This is a genomic window from Provencibacterium massiliense (assembly GCF_900169495.1).
Classification (GTDB): Bacteria; Bacillota; Clostridia; order Oscillospirales; family Ruminococcaceae; genus Harryflintia; species Harryflintia acetispora.
In genome coordinates, this window is sequence record NZ_FWCH01000012.1 from 591,345 (window position 1) to 612,225 (window position 20,881).

A 20,881-nucleotide genomic window follows, 5' to 3' on the forward strand; every position below is an offset into this window, starting at 1 on the left:
TGAATGATAAATCGTCGGTCCCGGCCCAAAGGGCGCGCCTGCTTTCTTCAGGCCGGGGATTGATTCTGCGCCCTTATGAATGCTCTCGGAAAGGGCCTCACCCTTTTATATTGCAAATATCGTGCCAGGTGAAAGAAAACAAAAAAAGATTGTGGAGAACCGCCAAGCCGTACGCGGCGGCTTTGACGATTCTCCACAAAGAAAGTTGCATTTTTAATCCGGGACAAAAATAAATACCCAATTTTTATTTTCTCAATCTTAGAAACTTTCTAATTTTGAGAAAAAATAGTTCAACTGGCTTGATTGAGCCTCGGGATACGGGGAAACTGAAATAACAGACAAAAAACGATTCTCAATCTGAGAAAAATAGAATATCCACACAAAAGCTAAAGGTTCTCCTCCTGCTCCAGCTTGCGATAAAGGGTCGCCACACTGATCCCCAGCTCCTTCGCCGCCTTCCGCTTCCCTTCGGTTGTCGCCGGGTGGCGCTGCAAGGCCTTGGCGATCTCCCGCCGCTCAAGCTCGCGCAGGGTCATGACGTCCGGGGAGCGGTTCTGCCCGGAACCGACCGCCTCGCGGATTTCCTTGGGCAGGGTGGAGACGGTGAGTCTGCCGTCCTCCTCCATCATGTTGACCATGAACTCGACGGCGTTTTCCAGCTCCCGGATGTTCCCGGCCCAGCGGTGCTCGCGCAGATACCACATGGTCTGCTCGTCGATCCCCGCGTAGTATTTGTCGAACAGCCGGACGTACCGCTCGATGAAGAACTGCACCAGGGAGCCGATGTCCTCCTTGCGCTCCCGCAGCGGAGGGATATGCAGGGGGATGACGTTGAGGCGGTAGTATAGGTCCTCGCGGAACTTCCTTTCCTCGATCATCTGGCGCAGGTCCTTGTTGGTGGCGGCGATGATCCGTACGTTGACCGGGATGACCTGGTTGGAGCCGATCCGCATGAGCTTGCGCTCCTGGATCACCCGCAGCAGCTTTACCTGGAGATGGAGCGGCATGTCGCCGATCTCGTCGAGGAAGATCACCCCGCCCTGGGCCAGCTCGAACTTGCCGATCTTCCCGTTCGGATCCGCCCCGGTAAAGGCTCCCTTGACGTAGCCGAAAAGCTCGCTCTCCAAGAGGCTCTCGGGGATGGCGGCGCAGTTGATGGCAACGAAGCGCTGGTTTTTGCGCTCCGAATCCTGCCAGATGGCGGTGGCGACCAGCTCCTTGCCGGTGCCGCTCTCGCCGGTGATCAGCACGGTGGAGCTCGAGCGGGCGACCTTGTGGATGTCCAGCTTGAGCTGGACGATCTGTTCGCTGGTGCCGATGATGTGCTGGCAGCCGAGTGAAGAGACGGTGGAGGTCATCTCATACAGCTGGGAGTGCAGCTTTTTGCTGTCGGTGAAGAGCAGCACGGTCGCATAATGCGGGTCGCTGCCGCCGATCGAGAAGATTTCTCCCATGACCGTGCGGCTGGTCCCGTCGATGGCGAGCTTGTATTCCTTGGCGTTGCCCAGCGTGTCGCCGGTGAAGGCGATCCCCACCGGACGCCCGAGCAGCCCGCCTCCCAGATGGAGCTGCTGGCGGGCGCTCTCATTGAAGGTGGTAATCTCGCCCTCCTCGCCGAGGATCAGCACCCCCTGGTCCACCTTGTTGATCACGCTGTCGAGCATGCTGATCATCGCCCGGTTGTGGGCGGCCTCGAGCTGCTCGTGCGCCTTGATCCCGATGAAGTCGGAGATTTGGTCGAGGAAGTCGAGATAGTCGTCAAGCTTCCTTTCCAGGCGCAGCTTCTCCTCTTCGTTCTGGCAGGCGAGCCCGATGATCCCGATCACCTGCCCATCGCAGAGGATGGGGGTGGAAATCTCAAATTTTTCGAGGCAGTGGTTTTGGTGCTGGCAGTGCGTGCAGAGCGGGTCGTTTCCCGGGTCCGAGATGACCTGGCGCTTGCGCGTCTGCAGCACATGCCGGTAGACGAAGCCCTCCGAGGACATGTCCCGGTTGACGCCGGGCGCGAACATCCCCGTCCCCGCCAAGCGGAACAGGTTTCCATCCACGATTTCGACGCTCACATCCAGCACCCTGGAGATGATGGCGGCGTACCGCGCCACGGTATCCTGGATATTGCGCAGAAGCTCGGCCAACCCGAATCCCTCCCATAATCGACGATTTTCATTAGTATAACACAAAAAATGCCGCGAAGCGAGCGGCAGCTAGTAACTATTGCCAAGTGGCGAAAAGCTGAATGACCCCCAAAACCGGCGGCCATACTCCTAGCGTAAAAGAAAAGGGGATGGTTGCGGTGTACACAAACAAGGTGGAGATCTGCGGGGTCAATACCTCCAAGCTCAAGGTGCTCAAGGAGAAGGAAAAGATCGAGCTTTTAAAGCGTGTACGCGAGGGGGACAACCAGGCGAGGGAGGAGCTGATCGCCGGGAACCTGCGCCTGGTGCTCAGCGTGGTGCAGAAGTTCACCAACCGCGGGGAAAACCTGGACGACCTGTTCCAGGTCGGATGCGTGGGGCTGATCAAGGCGATCGACAACTTCGACCCCAACCAGATGGTCAAATTTTCCACCTACGGCGTGCCGATGATTCTGGGTGAAATTCGGCGGTATCTGCGGGACAACAATCCCATCCGGGTGAGCCGCTCGATGCGGGACACCGCCTACCGGGCGATGATCGTCAAGGAGCAGTTCATTGCTGAGCACAGCCGGGAGCCGACCATCGAGGAGATTGCAAAGGAGATGGGCTGCCCCAAGTGCGACGTGGTGCTGGCGCTGGAATCCATCGTGGACCCGGTCTCCCTCTATGAGCCGGTCTTTTCAGACGGCGGGGACACCATCTATGTGATGGACCAGGTGGGAGACCAAGGGGATCAGACCGACTGGCTGGACGAGATTTCGCTCAAAGAGGCGATCACGGGGCTGGGCGAGCGGGAGAAGAAAATCCTCTACTGCCGCTTCTTCCAGGGCAAGACCCAGATGGACGTGGCTCAGGAGATCGGCATTTCCCAGGCGCAGGTCTCAAGACTGGAGAAGGGCGCGCTGGACAGGATCAAGAACCAGCTTTGATATCAGCTACAAAAATGCCCGGGCCGCGTATGGCGGCCCGGGCGTTTGCTTTTCCGATTATCCTCTGACGTACCGCAGCTCGGTCAGCTGTTTGCCTCCCGCCTCGCTGTGGCAGCGCTCTCCGTTTTGGGCGAACCCATTTTTGCGGTAGAAGCGACGGGCGCGCCGGTTTTCCCGCAACACCCAAAGGGTAATTTTTTGATACCCAATTTTTTCCATATCCTGCAACACAGCCTGCAACAGGGCCTGTCCATAGCCGCGGCCGATATAGCCGGGCAGCAGGTAGAGGGAGACGATCTCGCCCCAGCCGGCAAAGCGTTCCTCCCTGGCGGCGCCATAGGTACAGCAGCCGACAGGGAGCCCGTCTTCCAACAGCATCAGCGCGTGGTTGCCCGCCGCGAGCCAGGCGCGCAGCATGGGCTCCCAGCGGTCGTCCGAGAGGCTGTCGAGGTATTCCTGCGGCACCATCCCGCGGTAAGCCTCCTTCCAGCTGCGCGCGTGGATCAGGCTGAGCGCGGGGATGTCAACAATCCCCGCCGGGCGGATGGTCATCCCGCCATCACCCGCTCCTCCTGCGGCGCGGCGGGAGAGGGGGTAGGCCCGCTCTTTTCCTCTTCGGCTTGCTGGTGGGCGATGGCGAGCATCAGCTTGATCCGGTTTTCCTGGTTGATCCGGCTGGCGCCCGGGTCGTAGTCCACCGCGACGATGTTCGCCTGCGGATGGTGCTCCTTGATCTTGCGGATCATCCCCTTGGCCACGATGTGGTTGGGCAGGCAGCCGAAGGGCTGGGTGCAGACGATGTTGTTGACCCCGCTGTGGATCAGCTCGAGCATCTCGCTGGTGAGCAGCCACCCCTCGCCCATCTTGGCGCCGGTGCCGATGTAGCCCTCGACCAGTTTTTCGAGCTCGGTAAAGGCGGTGGGGGCGCGAAAGGCTCCATGCTCCTTGATGGCGGCGATCATCTGCTTTTGGCGGCTGAGGAGATATCCGCCCGCCACCCGCCAGATCAGCTTCCCGCGCGGGTTGGTGCCGTAGAGGCGGTTGTCGAAGACCCCGTTGCGCAGGCAGTAGAGCATGAAGTCGCTCACCCCCGAGACGACGGGCTCGGCCCCCTGGGAGACGAGAAAGTCCTCGAGAGAATTGTTGCCGAGCGCCGCGTATTTCATATAGATTTCACCGACGATCCCGACCCGGATCGGCTCGCGCTTCACCTGCTCGATGGCGGCGAAGTCGCGCAGGATGCGCCTATAATTGCGTTTGACGAAGAAGAAGCGGGGGGAGCGAAACTGCCCCGTCAGCTCGCGGGTCCATTCCTCCACCACCCGCTGGGTCTCGTCGGGATGGCGCTCGTAGGGGCGCACCTGGTTGCGCACCCACATGATCATGTCGCCATAGGTCAGCGCGAAGGCGCATTTGACCAGCGCGCGCAGGCTGATTTTAAAACCGCTGTTCTCCTCGAGCCCCGTAAAGTTGATCGAAATGACCGGGACGTGCGAAAGCCCGGCGTTGGCGAGCGCCTTGCGCAGCAAGCTCAAATAGTTGGAGGCGCGGCAGCCGCCGCCGGTCTGGGTGATGAGCAGAGCCACTTTATTGAGATCGTACTTCCCGCTCTTGAGCGCGTCCATCATCTGCCCGATGACCAGCAGCGCCGGGTAGCAGGTGTCGTTGTGCACGCTCTTTAATCCCTCGTCCACGATCTGGCGATGGTTGGTGCGCAGCAGCTCGACCTTGTAGCCCTCCTGGCGCAGCACCTCGCAGAGCATCTCGAAGTGGATGGGAAGCATCATCGGCACCAGGATGGTGTGGGTGGCCTTCATTTCAGGGGTAAATTCCGGCTTTGGTACGGTGTATTCGGTATATTCGTTGTTCATGCGTTTCATGCCTTTCCGGTGGGGAGCCTGGATTCCTCCGCCCGCCCGTTCATCGCCGCTTGCAGGCTGCGCAGGCGGATCTTGACGGCGCCGAGATTGTTGATTTCATCGATCTTGATCTGGGTATAGAGCTTGCCGCCGTGGCGCAGCAGCTCGCGCACCTCGTCGGTGGTGATGGCGTCCAGCCCGCAGCCGAAGGAGACCAGCTGGACCATCTCGGTGTCCGGCATGCCTACACACTGCCTGGCGGCGTTGTACATCCTGGCGTGGTAGGTCCACTGGTTGAGCACGTTGACCCGGTGGTATTCGGGCAGGGCGGGCACGCTGTCCTCCGAGAGGATGACGAAGCCGAGCGAGGCGATCAGGTTGTCGATCCCGTGGTTGATCAGCGGGTCGATGTGGTAGGGCCGCCCCGAGAGGATGATGGTCTTGCGGCGGTGGTCCTTAGCGTACTGGATGGCCCGCAGCCCCTCCTCGCGGATGGCGTTGTGGTGGGCTTCCAGCGCGTCATAGGCAGCTGTGGCCGCGTCTGCGACAGCGCGTTTGCCGATGTCCGGCCAGTATTCGCGCAGCACTCCGGTGATCCGTTTTACAAAGAAATCCCGGTCGTTGAGGCTGATATAAGGATAGAGGAAGCGGATGTTGGGCGGTACCGACATGTTGGCGAAGATGACCTCGGGGTAATAGGCGACCACCGGGCAATTGTAGCAGTTGTCGCTCATCCCCTCGTCGAAGTTGTAGGACATGCAGGGATAGAAGATCGAGTCGACCCCCTTGCCGATCAGGTTCTGGATGTGCCCGTGGGTCACCTTGGCCGGGAAGCAGACGGTGTCCGAGGGGATGGTGTGCTGCCCGCTGGAATAGAGCTTGCGGGTGGAGGAATCCGAAACGACCACCTCAAAGCCGAGGCGCCCGAAAAAGGTGTTCCAGAACGGCAGGTTTTCGTACATATTGAGCGCCAGGGGAATCCCCATGGTGCCCCGTTTATTCGGGAACCTGGGCAGGGAGGTGAGCAGCCCGTACTTGAACTGATAGAGGTTGGGCAGGTCGGCGCCCTTCTCACCCGTGACCGGGCGCTCGCACTTGTTGCCGGAGATGAACTTGCGCCCGCCGGGAAAGGTGTTGATGGTCAGGCGGCAATGGTTGGTGCAGCGCTTGCAGGTGACCGGGACGCTTGTGTGGGTGAACTGTTCGAGCTCCTCCCGGGTGCTGATGGTGCTCTGTCCCTTCGAGCGTTCCTTGGCGATCAGGGCCGCGCCATAGGCGCCCATCAGCCCGGCAATCTGGGGGCGCACGACATCGTGGCCCAGCTCCTTTTCAAAGCTGCGCAGCACCGAGTCGTTTAAGAAGGTGCCGCCCTGTACCACGATATTCTCGCCCAGCTCGTCGGCGCTGTGCACCCGGATGACCTTATAAAGCGCGTTCTTGACCACGCTGATACTCAGCCCCGCCGAGATGTCCTCGACCGGCGCGCCGTCCTTCTGGGCCTGCTTGACCGAGGAGTTCATAAAGACGGTGCAGCGCGTCCCCAAATCCACCGGGGCCTTGGCGAACAGCCCGAGCCGGGCGAATTCCTCGATGGGGTAGCCCATCGAATTCGCAAAGGTCTCAATAAAGGAGCCGCAGCCCGAGGAGCAGGCCTCGTTGAGCAATATGCTGTCGATGGCCCCGTCCTTGATATGGAAGCACTTCATGTCCTGCCCGCCGATGTCGATGATAAAGCTGACGTCGGGGTTAAAGTGCCGCGCGGCGGTGTAGTGCGCCACCGTCTCGACCACGCCCTCGTCCACGTCGAAGGCGCCGAGCATCAGCTCCTCGCCGTAGCCGGTGACCGCACTGCCGAGTACCTTGATCCGGTCCTTTCCCAGGAAATAGATGGTACCCAGCTCCTGCAGCACCACCTCGAGCGGGTTGCCGTTGTTGCGGCAATAGTGGCTGTAGAGCAGGTTGTCCCGCTCATCGATCACCGCCAGCTTGGTGGTGGTGGACCCGGCGTCGATCCCGATATAGACCCCGCCGCAGTACTCGGCGAGGTCAACGCTGTCGACCTTCGCGCTCTGGTGCCGTTTTTGGAAGGCCTCGTATTCCGCATCGCTTTCAAAGAGGGGAGGCAGCCCGCGCGACTCGCTGGGAGCCTTCAGCGCGCGCTCCATGGCGGCGATCAGGTCCCCGTAGCAAAAGCTCTGGGGGAGCCCGCCGGCGTAGATGGCAGCGCCGAGCGCCACGAAGTACTGCGCGAGGGGCGTGAAGATCGCGGAGCGCTCGTCCAGCTTCAAGGTCTCGACGAAGCGCTGGCGCAGCCCCTGCAAAAAGGCGAGCGGCCCGCCCAGAAAGAGCACGTTCCCCACGATCGGCCGCCCCTGGGCAAGTCCCGCGATGGTCTGATCCACCACCGCCTGGAAGATGGAGGCCGCTAGGTCCTCCTTCTGGGCCCCCTGGTTGATCAGCGGCTGGATGTCGGTCTTGGCGAACACCCCGCAGCGCGAGGCGATAGGGTAGAGGCAGGTGTGCCGCAGGCTCAGCCGGTCGAGCTCCCCAACGTCCACCGCCAGCAGCGCGGCCATCTGGTCGATGAAGGAGCCGGTGCCGCCCGCGCAGGTGCTGTTCATACGCTCCTCGGGCGTACCTTGCAAAAAGAGGATTTTGGCGTCCTCGCCCCCGAGCTCGATCACCACGTCGGTCTGCGGATAGTAGACCTTGGCCGCCTGCGAGGTGGCGAACACCTCCTGCACGAAGGGCAGCCCGCTCTTGTCCGAGACGCCCAGCCCCGCCGAGCCGGTGATGGAAACCTTGAGCTCGTTCCCCCGCAGCAGCTCCTCAAGTTCGACAAATTTTTCCAGCGTCAGCTGCCGCACGCGGGACATATGCCGCTCATAGCTCTTGTAAAGAATGTTGTCGCTCTCGTCGAGCACGACGCACTTGAGCGTGGTGGAACCAATATCGATACCAATTTTGTAGTGCATGTGAAACCTCCCGGGACCCGGATTCGGCAAAGCGGAAAACCGCTTGGGAATGGGGATTGTCCATTTGTGTAAAGTGAAGTGGCATCACAGATATTTCAGGCCCGGCGGCAGGAAAACCGACTGGTGCAAGAGGGAAATTCCAACGCGGAAAAGGCCGAAAATTGAATCTGGAATAAAACAGTATACATTAGTAACTATAATACAAAATCCGCCGCCAGTCAATCGCCGCCGACAGAATGTTTACAATTCGCTGCCCGATTCTCCAAAAAGCGGCGGGAATCCAAAATATTGTGTTTGATTCGCCCTCAAATTATGGTATAATGAGCACAATGGCTGTGCCAAATGGCGCTCCCATCTTTTAAATGGCCGGTATCCCATGCGCTTCGCGTTGGCATAACGGTTCCTTGCCCTATCATATCATGAAGGTACAGTGTTTAGGAGGTATCGTTTTGGAATTTAAAACAGCCGCATTCGGCGGATTCGACAAGCAGTCCGTTTTGACCTATATCGACGAGCTGATCTCTAAGTCCCAGGAGCGCGAGGCCGAGCTGCAAAGGCAGGCGGACGAGGCGTCCTCCTCCCGCGATCTGATGAGCAGCCAGCTGGCCGAGTTGCAGGTGAAGGTCACCTCGCTCGAGGAGCAGCTCTCCAAGAAGGACGAGGCCGTGAACGAGCGCGAGGAGGCCCTTCAAAAGCGCGAGGAGCAGCTCAGCGCCTCCCAGGCGGGCAAGGATGCGCGCATTGCCGAGCTTGAAAGCCAGCTCGCGCAGGCCTGCGAGCGGGTCAACCAGCTGCAGGGGGCTTTGCATCAGGGAGAGGAGAAGAGCCGCCGCTACGACGAGGTCACCGCCCAGGTGGGCGCGGTCATGCTCGAAGCGCAGAAGCAGGCCGACGACATCGTTTCCCGCGCGCGCAGCCAGGCCGAGCAGATCGCCAAGGAATCGATCGATAATATCTATGACATCAACAAGCGGGTTGATGAATTTAAAAATGATATTTACCGGCTGCGCTCCTTCGCGGCCGAGACGCTGCAGGGGCTGGACGACAAGATGTCGGCCATCGACCTGGCGATCAAGGAGGCCGAGGGGCATCTTTATATCAGCGCCGGGAATACCGATTCCGGCGAGCCGGCCTATGAAGAGCCCTATCAGGCGCCTTCCCAGCAGGCGCCGGCGGGCGCTGGATATGAGCCCAGAAGGATGGAGAATCCCGATTTTTTTACGCAACCCTATCAAGGCTGAACCGCGGCATAACAGAAACAAAGCGGCTTTGTAAAAAGGGGTTCACTTCGCTGACACAGCAGGTTTCTAAAAGGTGGGCAAACAGTGATTCAAAGCATATCGGTGGACAACCTGCGCGCGGCGGCAAAGGAGCTGCGCGCAGGCGATAGGATCCTCCTGTCCGGGACGATCTACACGGCGCGGGACGCCGCGCACAAAAGGATTATGGAACTTCTCGAGGGGGGCGAGCGCTCCCCCTTCCCGCTGCGGGATGCGGTGATCTACTTCGCGGGGCCGACCGCCGCGCGGGAGGGGAGCCCTATCGGCTCCTGCGGGCCGACGACCTCCTCGCGCATGGACCCGTTTACCCCGCGGTTGATGGATCTCGGGCTGCTCGCCACCATCGGCAAGGGGGAGCGCTCGCCGGCAGTCTACGAGGCGGTGCGAAAAAATGGCGGGCTCTACCTGTGCGCCATGGGCGGCGCCGGGGCGCTGGCGGCCAAATGCGTGCGCTCCTGTGAGGTAATCGCCTTCGAGGACCTGGGCTGTGAGTCCATCAAACGGCTGGAAGTGGAAGATTTCCCTCTGATCGTCGCGGCGGACAGCTTCGGCGGGCAGATTTTTAACACCGGCGGGGACTATGAGCTCGCCGTCTTCGATCTGGATGGGACGCTGGCCGACACGTTACAGGACCTCGCCGACGCCTGCAACCGGGCGCTGGGGGACCTGGGATACCCGCAGCATTCGCTCGGGGAGTACCGCTATTTCGTCGGCAGCGGGGTCAAGAAGCTGATGGAGCGCATCCTGCCCGAGGGGCACAGGGACGAGGAGACGCTGGTCCGTCTCAACGGTCTGTTCGACCGCTATTATGAGGAGTGCTATCTCCGCCATTCCGCGCCCTATGAGGGTGTGCGGCGGATGCTCGCCGCCCTCAGGGGGGCCGGAATCAAGCTTGCGGTGCTCTCCAACAAGCCCCATCCCTTTACGGAAAAAATGGTGGAGCAGCTTTTTCCCGATACCTTTTTTGCCGCCTTCGGCAAGCGGGAGGGGGTCCCGCGCAAGCCTGACCCCACCGCGGTGCATGAGGTGCTGCGCTTGGCGGGGACCGGGCCGGAGCGCGCCGTCTACATCGGGGACAGCGACGTGGACGTGCAGACCGGGCATAATGCGGGGCTCTATGTCATCGGGGTCGACTGGGGCTTCCGGGGCGCGCGGGAGCTTCGGCAAGCGGGCGCGGACAGGATTGTCTTCGCGCCAAACGAAATCCGGGACTTTCTGCTGCCGCGCCAATAATTTCTCCTTTCCCCTTGACAGCGGCTGCCAAGTGCGTTATGATAATCACAATTTAACAGCATAAAGGCGAGGAAAAGGATGGCCGCGGACAGAGGCCCGCCACAGAGAGCCGGCGGTTGGTGCAAGCCGGCGCGGAGCGGTCCGCCATGCCGATCACCTTGGAGCCGGGCGCTGAACACAGGCAGTAGGCGTCCCCGCAAAGACAGCGTTACAAGTCTGGAGTTTGTTGGAACTCGAAAAGAGCGGCCGCGTCCGGCATGGCGCGGCAAACCGGGTGGTACCACGGGCAGGATAGACCGGCTCGTCCCTGTAGAAAACAGGGATGGGCCGTTTTTGTATTTTCAAAATCAATTCAAGGAGGAACCGTCATGGAAGATAAAATTGCGGCCATTGCTCAGCGAATTCGCACGCTGCGGGATATTCTGGAGATTCCGGTCGCCGAGATGGCGCAGACCACCGGGGTCAGCGAGCAGGAGTACCAAGACCTGGAGGACGGCAAGGGGGATTTCTCCTTCACCTTTTTGTACCAGTGCGCCGAGCGCTTCGGGGTGGACCTCGTCGAAATCCTCACCGGGGACAGCCCCAAGCTGAGCTTCTACTCGGTGGTGCGCAACGGGCAGGGTCTGCCCATCGAGAGACGGCGGGGCTTTACCTATAACCACCTGGCCTATCTCTTTGAAAACAAGCTCTGCGAGCCCTTTTTGGTGCGAGCGCCTTATCTGCCCGAGGAGCAGGATCAGCCGATCCATCTCTCCTTCCATGAGGGGCAGGAGTTCGACTATATCCTCAAGGGCAGCTTAAAGGTCGCCATGGAGGACAAGATCGAAGTGCTCGGCGAGGGCGACGCCATCTACTATGACTCGGGCCACGGGCACGGCATGATCGCCACCGGGGGCGAGGAGTGCGTATTTCTCGCGGTGGTGCTCAAGAATCCTCATAAGAAGAAGGAGGACTAAGGGAAATGTCGGATATCGGAAAATTCTATCAGCGCTTCTGCAAGGAGGGCTTTGACAAAAATGGGGTGCTCAATTACTTTGAGCCGATCGTCCCCGAGACTTTCAACTTTGCCTACGACGTGACGGACGAGATCGCCCGCCTGGAGCCGAACCGCCGGGCGATGGTCTGGTGCAACACCCTTGGGGAGGAGCGCATTTTCACCTTCGGGGACCTCAAGCGCGAGAGCGACAAGGCGGCCAACGTCCTGCGGGAGCTCGGCATTGTCAAGGGCGACAAGGTGATGCTCATCTTAAAGCGGCATTACCAGTTCTGGACGGCGATCCTGGCGCTGCACAAGCTCGGCGCCGTGGCCATCCCCGCCACCCACCTGCTGACCGAGAAGGACATCCTCTACCGCTTCCAGCTCGCCGAGGTGGCCGGGATCATCTGCACCGCCGAGGGGGAGACCACCCGCTTTGTGGACGAAGCCTGCCAAGAGTATGGCGGCCTCAAGTGCAAGCTGACTGCGAGAGGGAAAAAGGAGGGCTGGAGCGATTACGACGCGCTTGTTGAGGCGGCGGACGAGCACTTCGAGCGGGTGCCCACCACCTATGACATCGGGATGCTCGCCTACTTCACCTCCGGCACCACCGGCTATCCCAAGATGGTGGTGCACGACCACAGCTACGCCATCGGGCATATCATCACCGCCCGCTACTGGCACAACGTCGATCCCGACGGGCTGCACCTGACGATCTCGGACACCGGCTGGGGCAAGGCGGCCTGGGGCAAACTCTACGGCCAGTGGCTCTGCGCGGCGGGGATTTTCGTCTATGACTTTGAGAAATTTAACAGCCACGAAATCCTCTCGATGATCGAAAAATATAAGATCACCACCTTCTGCGCCCCGCCGACCATGTACCGCTTCTTCATCAAGGAGGGGATGGACGGGTACGATCTGAGCTCCCTGCAGTACGCCACCACAGCGGGCGAAGCGCTCAACCCCGAGGTTTATAACCGCTTCAAGGAGTTTACCGGACTTGAGCTGATGGAGGGCTTCGGCCAGACCGAAACCACCCTGACGCTGTGCAACCTCGTGGGCAGCAAGCCGAAGCCCGGCTCGATGGGCAAGCCCTCTCCGCTCTATCCCACCATGGCGCTGGTGGACGAGGACGGCAACGACGTGCCCAACGGCGTGGTGGGCGAGATCGTGCTGCGCACCGGCGCCGGCCGCCCGGTCGGGATGTTCAAGGGCTACTACCGCAATGAGGAGCTGACCCGTGAAGCCTGGCACGACGACATCTATCATACCGGCGACACTGCCTGGCGGGATGAAAACGGCTACTACTGGTATGTCGGTCGCACCGACGACGTGATCAAATCCAGCGGTTACCGGATCGGGCCCTTCGAGATCGAAAGCGTGCTGATGGAGCATCCGGCGGTGCTGGAGTGCGCCATCACCGGCGCGCCCGACCCGGTGCGCGGGACGGTGGTCAAGGCGACCATCGTGCTGACCAAGAAGTATCAGCCGAGCGACGAGCTCAAAAAGGAGCTGCAAAACTACGTCAAGAAGCAGACGGCCCCTTATAAGTATCCGCGGATCGTCGAATTTGTGGAGGAGCTGCCCAAGACCATCAGCGGGAAGATCCGACGCACCGAGATCCGGCAAAAGGACGGGCAGAAATAAAGAGAGGGACCACCGGATGGTGGTCCCTTCTTTTCATGTATTCAGCGGATGATGAACAGATAGACGGCCAAAAAGTGCAGCAGGCTGCCCAGCAGCACGAAGACATGGAAAAGCTCATGGAAGCCGAAGCGCTGGAAAAGGTTCGGCTTCTTGAACGCATAGATCACGGCGCCCAGGGTGTAGCACAGCCCCCCCAGCGCGATCAGCCAGAGGCACCCGGACGGCATGCGCAGGATGGCCGCCGGGTCGAGGACGATCGCCCAGCCCATCGCGATATAGAGCACGGTGGACAGCCAGCGCGGCGCGCCCATCCAGACCACCTTCATCGCGATGCCGCAAAGCGCGACCGCCCAGATTCCCAGGGTGAGGTAGAACCCCTCGCGCCCCTCGGAAAAGGCGAGCAGCAAAGGAGTATAGGTCCCCGCGATCAGTACGTAGATCATCGCATGGTCCAGCTTGCGCAGGCGCAGCAGAGCCGGCGCCGAGCAGTGGACATAGTGGTAGAGCGAGCTTGCGCAGTACAGCGCGGTCAGCGAGAGCCCGAAGACAAGCCCGGCGATCAGCAGGGAGCGGGGCGTTTCGCTGCGAAGTGCGGAAAACACCAGCAGCACTGTGCCCACCACCGAAAGGACCGCCCCGAAAAAATGAGTCGCACTGTTGACAGGCTCGCGGGCGCCGGAAAAAAGTGTTTTCAAAAATCGCACCTCCAAGTATGGATAATGTAAAATATAGTTTTTAAAACTATTTTATATTTATAGTATAACATATTTCGGCGGGATTACAAGAGCAGAAATTGATAAGCATTGCAAAATATGGTACAATAGCCACAATATAGCCGTTATGCAACTCTACGATCGCAAGAATTTTACCTGGGAGGTAGAAACCATGCCGGATATGAAGGAAGAAATGATGGACCTGGTGCGCCGCAGCTTTGACGACGACGATATCCCGCCGCAAAGCATCCCGGACATCGACCTGTATATGGACCAGATCATCACCATTTTCGATCAGAACCTTGGCGGGAATAAGCGGTACGAGGACGACAAGCTGCTGACCAAGACGATGATCAACAATTACAGCAAGGAGGGCGTCCTCAAGCCGATCAAGGGAAAGAAGTACACCAAGGAACACATCATCCAGATGCTGCTCATTTACAACATGAAAAACACCCTTACCATCCAGGAGATAAAAAGGGTGCTCTCGGGCGTCTACGAGGAGGAGGACTTCGACGAGAAGGCGCTCGAGGAGTGTTACCGGCAGTTTCTGACCTTCAAGCAGATCGAGCGGGACACCATGCCGGAGGTCATCCGTTCGATGTTCCGCAAGTCGCCGATCGAGCTGCGGGGCAAGAGCGATCTGATGGTGCTGCTGCTCTCGATGTCCGCGATGTCGCTTTATATGAAACGGATGGCTGAAACGGTGATCGATGAATATTTTGGGCCGAAGGAATAATGGATTATACCGTTTTCAAACAGAAAGGGGAGGGAACCATGGTTTATTTTGATAAGCCGGGCAAACAGAATACCGAACGGACCTTGCAGCTTGCGGTGCAGGCGGCGAAGGAGGAAGGGATCGGCGCGCTGGTGGTGGCCACCGGTTCGGGATATACGCCGCTGCTGCTGAAAGGCGCGGCAAAGGAGCTTGACATCGTCGTGGTGACCCACGCCAACGGCTACAGGGAGCCGGGGGAGCAGGAGCTGCCCGCACAGGTGCGCCGGGAGCTCCAGGACTGCGGGATGGCGATCGTCACCGCCACCCATGTGCTCAGCGGGGCGGAGCGGGGGATCTCGAAGAAGTTCAGCGGCGCCTATCCGGTCGAGATCATGGCCCATACCCTGCGCATGTTCGGGCAGGGCACCAAGGTCTGCGTCGAGTGCGCCGTGATGGCGCTGGACTGCGGCGCGATAAGGCCGGGTCCGGTGGTCTGTGTGGGCGGGACCGGCAGGGGAGCGGACACGGCCTGGATCCTGCGCCCGGCCCACGCGGCCAATATCCTGGACACCAAGCTGGACCGCCTGATCTGCAAGCCGCTGCTTCCATAGCAAAGAAAAACCGGGGCCTGCCGCAAATGACTGCGGCAGGCCCCGGTTTTTTTAAGGGAATCGGTTAATTCATCATTTTGTTGACGGCGCTCACCAGGGCATAGACCGAGGCGGTCATGATGTCGTTGTGCCGCCCGGCGCCCCAGCTGGTCTTCCCGTCGGGGCCGGTGATCCCGACATAGGCCATCGCGCGGGAGGTCGAGCCGATCTCCAAAGCGTGCTCCTTGTAGACCAGGTTGGAATAGCTGATCCGCAGGCCCCGCTGCAGCGCGTTGCTGACGGCATCCAGACGTCCGTTGCCCGAGGCGGTGAACTCCTGCTCCTCGCCGCTGACCTTCACCCAGACGGTGGCGTGGGTCTCGCCGTTGGCGGCAATCTTGTAGTTGACGAATTTGACCGGCGCGTCGATGTTGACATATTCCTTCTGGAAGATGTCATGGATCTCGTCGGGCAGCAGCTCCTTATGCAGATGGTCGGAAACGCTCTTGACCTTGTAGCCGAAATCCTCGCGCATCTTGGGCGGCAGGTCGAGGCCGTACTTCTGCTCGAGCAGGTAGCCGATCCCGCCCTTGCCGGACTGGGAATTGATCCGGATGACGTCGCCCTCGTATTCCCGGCCGATGTCCTTCGGGTCGATCGGCAGGTAGGGGACGGTCCAGTGCTCGCAGTTCTTCTCGTCCCGCCAGTGCATCCCCTTGGCGATGGCGTCCTGATGGGAGCCGGAGAAGGCGGCGAAGACCAGCGCGCCGGAATAGGGCTGGCGCTCGTAGACGTGCATGCGGGTCAGCCGCTCGTAGAGGGCGGTGGTTTCGGGTAGATTGGAGAAGTCCAGTCCCGGGTCCACCCCGTGGGAATACATGTTGAGCGCCAGGGTCACGATGTCCACGTTGCCGGTGCGCTCGCCGTTTCCGAAGAGGGTGCCCTCGATCCGGTCGGCACCGGCCAGCAGCCCGAGCTCGCTGTCCGCGATGGCGCAGCCGCGGTCATTGTGCGGGTGGAGCGAGATGATCACGCTCTCGCGGTATTTGAGGTTGTCGTTCATGAACTCGACCTGGTTGGCGTAGACGTGGGGCATGGACATCGAGACAGTGACCGGCAGGTTGATGATAACCTTGCGCTGGGGCGTGGGCTTCCAGATGTCCAGCACCGCGTTACAGATTTCCAGGGCGAATTCCATCTCGGTGCCGGTGAAGCTCTCGGGGGAGTACTCGAAGCGGAAATCCCCATCCGCCTCGGCGGCGCGCTTTTGCAGCAGCTTTGCGCCCATCACGGCGATGTCGATGATCTCTTCCTTGCTCTTCTTAAAGACCTGCTCGCGCTGGGCGACCGAGGTGGAGTTGTAAAGGTGGACCACCGCCTTCTTGCAGCCCTTGAGCGCCTCGAAGGTCTTTTCGATGATGTGCTCGCGGGACTGGGTGAGCACCTGGATGGTCACGTCGTCCGGGATCAGGTCCTGCTCGATGAGGGTGCGCAGGAACTCATATTCCGTTTCGCTGGCGGCTGGGAAACCGATCTCGATCTCCTTGAAGCCGACTTTCAGCAGGTGCTGATAGAATTCCAGCTTCTCCTCGAGGCTCATCGGGACGATCAGCGACTGGTTGCCGTCGCGCAGGTCGACGCTGCACCAGACCGGCGGGTGGTCGATGTATTCCTTTTGGGCCCATCTCATCTCGCAGTGGGGTGGAAGAAAATAGCCCCTCTTGTACTTTTCTACGTTTTTCATCTGCCAAACACCCTTTCCTGATTTGTTATCAAATGAAGTATTTACATATAACAAAAAAGCCCTTCACCTCTTCGTTAGAGGCGAAAGACTTTCAGTCTCACGCGGTACCACTCTAATTCCATATTCCCCAGCGGGCAATATGCTCATTCACGGATACGGACCCACAGGGGCCTTATATCCTCCCGGGGTAACGGCCGGGTTCCGGCGGCGCCTACTACGAAGTACGGTTCAGCGGGCTGCTCCGAGGCGAGTTCAGGGCTCTGCTCCAGCTGCTTTTCACCTGCCAGCAGCTCTCTGGATGGAGAAGGAGGCCTTACTGTTCCTCATCTGCGCATTTGAGAGATATTGTTAATACTATAAGCTCTTTTCGGCGAGTTGTCAAGGGGGACTTTTTCTCAACGCCGCCGCATCTTGTAAGATAGCGCCGGATGTGTTAAAATAAAGCACGGCAAATTTTTATTATACTTTAAGGAGAAATGATTTTTGTTTAGATTTGGTACTACGGAGATTGTCACGAACCGGGAGGTTTGTGTGGACTGATCTCCGCAAAGCCTCCCAAAGTTATGAACTATACGGATAACTTCAGGAGGATTTAAATTGAATAGATTAAAAAAAGACGATCCCTGCTTTGTCTGCAAGGTTTGCGGCAGTACGGTCGCTTTGGAGGGTGCCGGCACCCGGCATCGCAACCATTGTCCGAATTGCCTTTCCAGCGTCCATCTCGACGAGGAGCCGGGGGACCGGAAATCCATCTGCCAGGGGGTCATGGACCCGGTCGGGGTCTGGGTGCGCGCCGATGGGGAGTGGGCCATTCTGCACCGCTGCCGAAGCTGCGGCGTGTTCCACTCCAACCGGATCGCGGCGGACGACAACCCTGTGAAGCTGATGTCGCTGGCGGTGAAGCCTTTGGCGTCCCCGCCTTTTCCGCTGGAGTTTTTGGAAAAGATGATTGCGCTGATGGGACAGGGCGGCACTGCAGGGAAGGGTATGGAATAGAAATTGGGCGGCCTGCCGGGATGACCGGCAGGCCGCTTCCTTGTACGCGGCAGACGGACAAGGAGATTGAAATTTCTGATGGAAAAGATCATAATGGCAGAAAAGTCTGGTTTACAGCGCGGGGCGCAGGTAGTATAATAAAAGATAGCTCTTTGAGCTGTATTTCAAGACCCCTATGGCTGCTATGCCAAAAAAGCGAGAAAGCGCCAATGGGGCAATTTAATCATTAAAGGGGTGAACACGGTGGACGCAGGTCCGAGTCGACAAAGTCGGAAACAAACAGAGAAACAGCGGGCGGCGTTCAAGCCGGGGCCCTAGCCTTTTGCCGCCCGCAAAGAGGGAGGCAGAATAGGATGAATGAAACGATTCGCGAGCTGCTCGCACAGCGCCATTACGGCCGGCTGCGCGCATATCTGAGTGAGCTCAACGTGGTGGACATCGCGGCGCTCTTTTTGGGCCTTTCCCAGGAGGACATGGTGCTGCTGTTTCGGCTCCTGCCCAAGGAGACGGCGGCGGATACCTTCTCCTACATGGAGAGCGAGACCCAGCAGAGCCTTTGTGAGGCGATGAACGACGTCGAGCTGCGCGCCGTGCTCGACGAACTGGCGATGGACGACACCGTGGACATGCTCGAGGAAATGCCCGCAAACGTCGTCAAGAAGGTGCTGCAAAGCTGCGACATGCAGTACCGCAAATCCATCAACCAATTTTTGAGCTACCCCGAGGACAGTGCGGGCAGCCTGATGACCATCGAGCTGGTGGACCTTAAAAGCTCGATGACGGTGGGACAGGCGTTCGACCACATCCGGCGCACCGGGGTAAACAAGGAGACCATCTATACCTGCTATGTCATCGGCGACAACCGGGTGCTCGAGGGGGTGGTCACCGTCAAGACCCTGCTGCTGGCCGACAAGGAAACCCTCATCGGGGAGATCATGGAGACCAACATTATCTATGTCCACACCCTGGACGATCAGGAGCAGATCGCCTACCTGTTCGGTAAATATGACTTCCTGGCGCTGCCGGTGGTGGATACGGAGAACCGTTTGGTCGGGATCATCACCATCGACGACGCGTTGGACGTCATCCAGGAGGAGAACACCGAGGACTTTGAGAAGATGGCGGCCATCAGCCCGACGGACGACAGCTACCTGCGCACCTCGGTTTTTACCCACGCCAAGAAGCGGATCGTCTGGCTCTTGATCCTCATGCTCTCGGCCACGGTGACCGGCACGATCATCACCAAATATGAGGACGCCTTCGCGGCCATCCCGCTGCTGGTGGCCTTTATCCCGATGATCATGGACACCGGCGGGAACTGCGGCTCGCAGAGCTCGACGCTGGTCATCCGCGGCATGGCCTTAAACGAGATCGCGCCGCGGGATGCGCTGCGCGTCTGGTTTAAGGAAATCCGGGTGGCGCTCTTGGTGGGCGTGGCGCTGGCCCTGGTCAACGGGCTGCGCATCTTCTTTCAATACGGATCTTTTTTGATGGCGGCCACCGTCGGGTTCACGCTGATCCTGACCGTCTGCCTGTCAAAGTCGCTGGGGTGCATCCTGCCCATCGTGGCCAAGCGCCTCAAGGTAGACCCGGCGATCATGGCGGCGCCCATCATCACCACGGTGGTGGACGCCTGTTCGATTTTTATCTATTTCAATGTGGCCCTGCTTGTCCTGCATGTCTGAGGCGGCGGGCATACGACTTCGAGGTGACCTATGGTACAGATTGGCAACGACTGGGACGAGCTGCTCGCCGGCGAGTTCCAGAAGGATTATTACCGGCGGCTGCGGGAAACATTAAAGGAGGAGTACCGCCGCTACACCGTCTACCCGCCGATGGAGGACATCTTTAACGCCCTGCGCTTTACCCCGTACCGCAGCGTCAAGGCGGTGATCCTCGGCCAGGACCCCTACCACGGACGGGGGCAGGCGCAGGGACTCTCCTTCTCGGTGCGGCGCGGGGTGCCGGTTCCTCCCAGCCTGCAGAATATTTACCAGGAGCTGCACGACGACGTCGGCTTCATCCCGCCGGGGCACGGCTGTCTCGAGGCGTGGGCCGAGGACGGGGTGCTGCTGCTCAACGCCACTTTGACGGTGCGCGCCGGGCAGGCGAACTCCCATAGGGATATCGGCTGGGGGATTTTCACCGACCGGATCATCGAGCTGCTGAACGCGCGCGAGGAGCCGATCGTCTTCCTGCTCTGGGGCTCGTTTGCTAAGGCCAAGGCGCAGTATATCACGAACCTCAACCACCTGGTGCTCAGCGCCGCCCACCCCAGCCCCTTTTCGGCGCAAAGCGGCTTCTTCGGCTGCCGCCACTTTTCCAAGACCAATGCGTTTTTGAGCCAGTTCGGCCGTTCGGTCGACTGGCAGCTGCCGCAGTGAGGGGATAGGGAAGTGGAAATTCAGTTCGGGCTGCTTAACATCTTTGAATACATCGGGGTGGTCAGCTTCGCGATCCTGGGGGCCTATGTCGCCATGCAAAAGCGCATGGATATCCTCGGGATCTGCGTGCTGGCCTTCGTCACGGCCTGCGGGGGCGGGATCCTGCGCGATATGGTGATGAACACCGGCGTGCCGGTCCATCTGCCCGAGCAGGGGATGACCGTGCTGGTGCCCGTGTTCTTTTCCAGCTACCTGACCATCCTGCTGGTGCTGCTCTCGGTGGCCTTCGTCATTGCGATCCGCAACCTGTTTAAGATCCACTTCATCATCGTGATCTTTGATGCGGTGGGACTGAGCATCTTCGCCATCGACACCGGGCTCAAGGCCATCCACATGCACTATAACTTCGTGCAGTTCCTCTTCGTGTCGGTCATCACGGCGGTCGGGGGAGGGGTGATCCGCGACGTGCTCGCGCAGCGGGTCCCCGCCATCTTCCGCAGCGACATCTATGCGCTGGCAGCCGCGCTGGGCGCCGTCTATCTCTGGTTTGCCTACCCCCATTTGGGGGAACAGGCCAGCCTCTATTCGGCGCTCGCGGTGGTCTTTTTCACCCGTATGCTCTGTGTGTATTTTCATGTCAACCTGCCGGTGCCGAGGCTGCGCGCCCACGCCTGAGGAAAATGGAAAAACATGCTTGCATTC

Annotated in this window: 17 protein-coding genes and 2 other annotated features; of the genes, 11 read left to right on the forward strand and 6 right to left on the reverse strand. The window is 59.7% G+C overall.

Translation table 11 applies throughout. The features are described from left to right. Window positions 1-386: 386 nt before the first annotated feature. Window positions 387-2,135: a sigma-54-dependent Fis family transcriptional regulator gene (locus tag B5477_RS07945; protein ID WP_079699177.1), complete on the reverse strand. Its 1,749-nt coding sequence runs from the start codon at window positions 2,133-2,135 to the stop codon at window positions 387-389. Window positions 2,136-2,293: 158 nt separating this feature from the next. Between B5477_RS07945 and sigG the strand changes: the two genes are divergently transcribed. Continuing rightward, window positions 2,294-3,064, forward strand: coding sequence for an RNA polymerase sporulation sigma factor SigG (gene sigG / locus B5477_RS07950; RefSeq protein WP_117507606.1), 771 nt, complete (start codon window positions 2,294-2,296; stop codon window positions 3,062-3,064). Between the two features lie 57 nt (window positions 3,065-3,121). Here the strand turns inward: sigG and B5477_RS07955 are convergent, their stop codons facing one another. From B5477_RS07955 to B5477_RS07965, 3 genes are read right to left on the reverse strand one after another with little or no spacing between them, the layout of a single operon-like run. Then, window positions 3,122-3,616 carry a GNAT family N-acetyltransferase gene (locus tag B5477_RS07955; protein WP_079699179.1) on the reverse strand — a complete coding sequence of 165 codons (495 nt, stop codon included), beginning with the start codon at window positions 3,614-3,616 and terminating at the stop codon, window positions 3,122-3,124. Next, entirely contained in the window at window positions 3,613-4,935 is a 1,323-nt protein-coding gene (locus tag B5477_RS07960) for a 2-hydroxyglutaryl-CoA dehydratase (RefSeq protein ID WP_423241247.1), read from the reverse strand. The genes B5477_RS07955 and B5477_RS07960 overlap by 4 nt, the downstream gene beginning before the upstream one ends. Before the next feature lie 5 nt (window positions 4,936-4,940). After that, a complete protein-coding gene (locus B5477_RS07965) occupies window positions 4,941-7,898 on the reverse strand; it encodes an acyl-CoA dehydratase activase (protein ID WP_079699181.1) in 2,958 nt (985 codons plus the stop codon). Window positions 7,899-8,347: 449 nt separating this feature from the next. Here B5477_RS07965 and B5477_RS07970 point away from each other — a divergent pair, with 449 nt between their 5' ends. The 4 genes from B5477_RS07970 to B5477_RS07985 all read left to right on the forward strand — a co-directional run bounded on the left by B5477_RS07970 (window position 8,348) and on the right by B5477_RS07985 (window position 13,034). Next, window positions 8,348-9,139 (forward strand): hypothetical protein, encoded by a 792-nt coding sequence (locus B5477_RS07970; protein WP_079699182.1) that lies wholly within the window; start codon window positions 8,348-8,350, stop codon window positions 9,137-9,139. 84 nt (window positions 9,140-9,223) lie between these two features. Continuing rightward, complete coding sequence (locus B5477_RS15455; protein ID WP_117507604.1) at window positions 9,224-10,411, forward strand: FumA C-terminus/TtdB family hydratase beta subunit; 1,188 nt, start codon at window positions 9,224-9,226, stop codon at window positions 10,409-10,411. 60 nt (window positions 10,412-10,471) lie between these two features. Further along, window positions 10,472-10,723 (forward strand) — a binding site (T-box leader). Between the two features lie 56 nt (window positions 10,724-10,779). Then, a complete protein-coding gene (locus tag B5477_RS07980) occupies window positions 10,780-11,367 on the forward strand; it encodes a helix-turn-helix domain-containing protein (protein WP_079699183.1) in 588 nt (195 codons plus the stop codon). A gap of 5 nt (window positions 11,368-11,372) precedes the next feature. Continuing rightward, window positions 11,373-13,034, forward strand: coding sequence for an AMP-binding protein (locus B5477_RS07985; protein ID WP_079699184.1), 1,662 nt, complete (start codon window positions 11,373-11,375; stop codon window positions 13,032-13,034). Window positions 13,035-13,075: 41 nt separating this feature from the next. On the opposite strand, the gene trhA is transcribed toward B5477_RS07985, so the two are convergent. Further along, window positions 13,076-13,729, reverse strand: a complete 654-nt coding sequence (trhA, locus tag B5477_RS07990) for a PAQR family membrane homeostasis protein TrhA (RefSeq protein WP_079699185.1) — start codon at window positions 13,727-13,729, stop codon at window positions 13,076-13,078. 190 nt (window positions 13,730-13,919) lie between these two features. Between trhA and B5477_RS07995 the strand changes: the two genes are divergently transcribed. Together B5477_RS07995 and B5477_RS08000 are read left to right on the forward strand one after the other, a co-directional pair. After that, a complete protein-coding gene (locus B5477_RS07995) occupies window positions 13,920-14,486 on the forward strand; it encodes a DUF1836 domain-containing protein (protein WP_242942154.1) in 567 nt (188 codons plus the stop codon). Between the two features lie 38 nt (window positions 14,487-14,524). After that, complete coding sequence (locus tag B5477_RS08000; RefSeq protein ID WP_079700429.1) at window positions 14,525-15,076, forward strand: pyruvate kinase alpha/beta domain-containing protein; 552 nt, start codon at window positions 14,525-14,527, stop codon at window positions 15,074-15,076. A 64-nt stretch (window positions 15,077-15,140) separates the two neighbouring features. On the opposite strand, the gene B5477_RS08005 is transcribed toward B5477_RS08000, so the two are convergent. Further along, a complete protein-coding gene (locus tag B5477_RS08005) occupies window positions 15,141-16,799 on the reverse strand; it encodes a 2-isopropylmalate synthase (RefSeq protein WP_079699186.1) in 1,659 nt (552 codons plus the stop codon). Between the two features lie 73 nt (window positions 16,800-16,872). Next, window positions 16,873-17,138: a binding site (T-box leader), on the reverse strand. Between the two features lie 258 nt (window positions 17,139-17,396). On the opposite strand from B5477_RS08005, the gene B5477_RS08010 reads away from it, so the two are divergent. From B5477_RS08010 to B5477_RS08025, 4 genes are all read left to right on the forward strand, one after another. Next, complete coding sequence (locus B5477_RS08010; RefSeq protein WP_242942155.1) at window positions 17,397-17,795, forward strand: RNHCP domain-containing protein; 399 nt, start codon at window positions 17,397-17,399, stop codon at window positions 17,793-17,795. A 353-nt stretch (window positions 17,796-18,148) separates the two neighbouring features. Beyond that, the gene (mgtE, locus tag B5477_RS08015) at window positions 18,149-19,480 is read left to right on the forward strand and encodes a magnesium transporter (RefSeq protein WP_079699188.1); all 1,332 of its coding nucleotides are present in this window, start codon (window positions 18,149-18,151) and stop codon (window positions 19,478-19,480) included. Between the two features lie 30 nt (window positions 19,481-19,510). Next, on the forward strand, window positions 19,511-20,179 hold the full coding sequence (gene ung, locus B5477_RS08020; protein WP_079699189.1) for a uracil-DNA glycosylase: 669 nt from the start codon (window positions 19,511-19,513) through the stop codon (window positions 20,177-20,179). Between the two features lie 12 nt (window positions 20,180-20,191). Beyond that, on the forward strand, window positions 20,192-20,854 hold the full coding sequence (locus tag B5477_RS08025) for a trimeric intracellular cation channel family protein (protein ID WP_200806042.1): 663 nt from the start codon (window positions 20,192-20,194) through the stop codon (window positions 20,852-20,854). Window positions 20,855-20,881: the final 27 nt, after the last annotated feature.

What these genes read in the sequence shown, in the direction of transcription:
- ung (WP_079699189.1), top strand. Translation starts at nt 19,511, where the DNA reads ATGGTACAGATTGGCAACGACTGGGACGAGCTGCTCGCCGGCGAGTTC.
- B5477_RS07995 (WP_242942154.1), top strand. Translation starts at nt 13,920, where the DNA reads ATGCCGGATATGAAGGAAGAAATGATGGACCTGGTGCGCCGCAGCTTT.
- B5477_RS07985 (WP_079699184.1), top strand. Translation starts at nt 11,373, where the DNA reads ATGTCGGATATCGGAAAATTCTATCAGCGCTTCTGCAAGGAGGGCTTT.
- B5477_RS07965 (WP_079699181.1), bottom strand. Translation starts at nt 7,898, where the DNA reads ATGCACTACAAAATTGGTATCGATATTGGTTCCACCACGCTCAAGTGC.
- B5477_RS08005 (WP_079699186.1), bottom strand. Translation starts at nt 16,799, where the DNA reads ATGAAAAACGTAGAAAAGTACAAGAGGGGCTATTTTCTTCCACCCCAC.
- B5477_RS07960 (WP_423241247.1), bottom strand. Translation starts at nt 4,935, where the DNA reads ATGAACAACGAATATACCGAATACACCGTACCAAAGCCGGAATTTACC.
- B5477_RS08000 (WP_079700429.1), top strand. Translation starts at nt 14,525, where the DNA reads ATGGTTTATTTTGATAAGCCGGGCAAACAGAATACCGAACGGACCTTG.
- mgtE (WP_079699188.1), top strand. Translation starts at nt 18,149, where the DNA reads ATGAATGAAACGATTCGCGAGCTGCTCGCACAGCGCCATTACGGCCGG.
- B5477_RS07980 (WP_079699183.1), top strand. Translation starts at nt 10,780, where the DNA reads ATGGAAGATAAAATTGCGGCCATTGCTCAGCGAATTCGCACGCTGCGG.
- B5477_RS07955 (WP_079699179.1), bottom strand. Translation starts at nt 3,616, where the DNA reads ATGACCATCCGCCCGGCGGGGATTGTTGACATCCCCGCGCTCAGCCTG.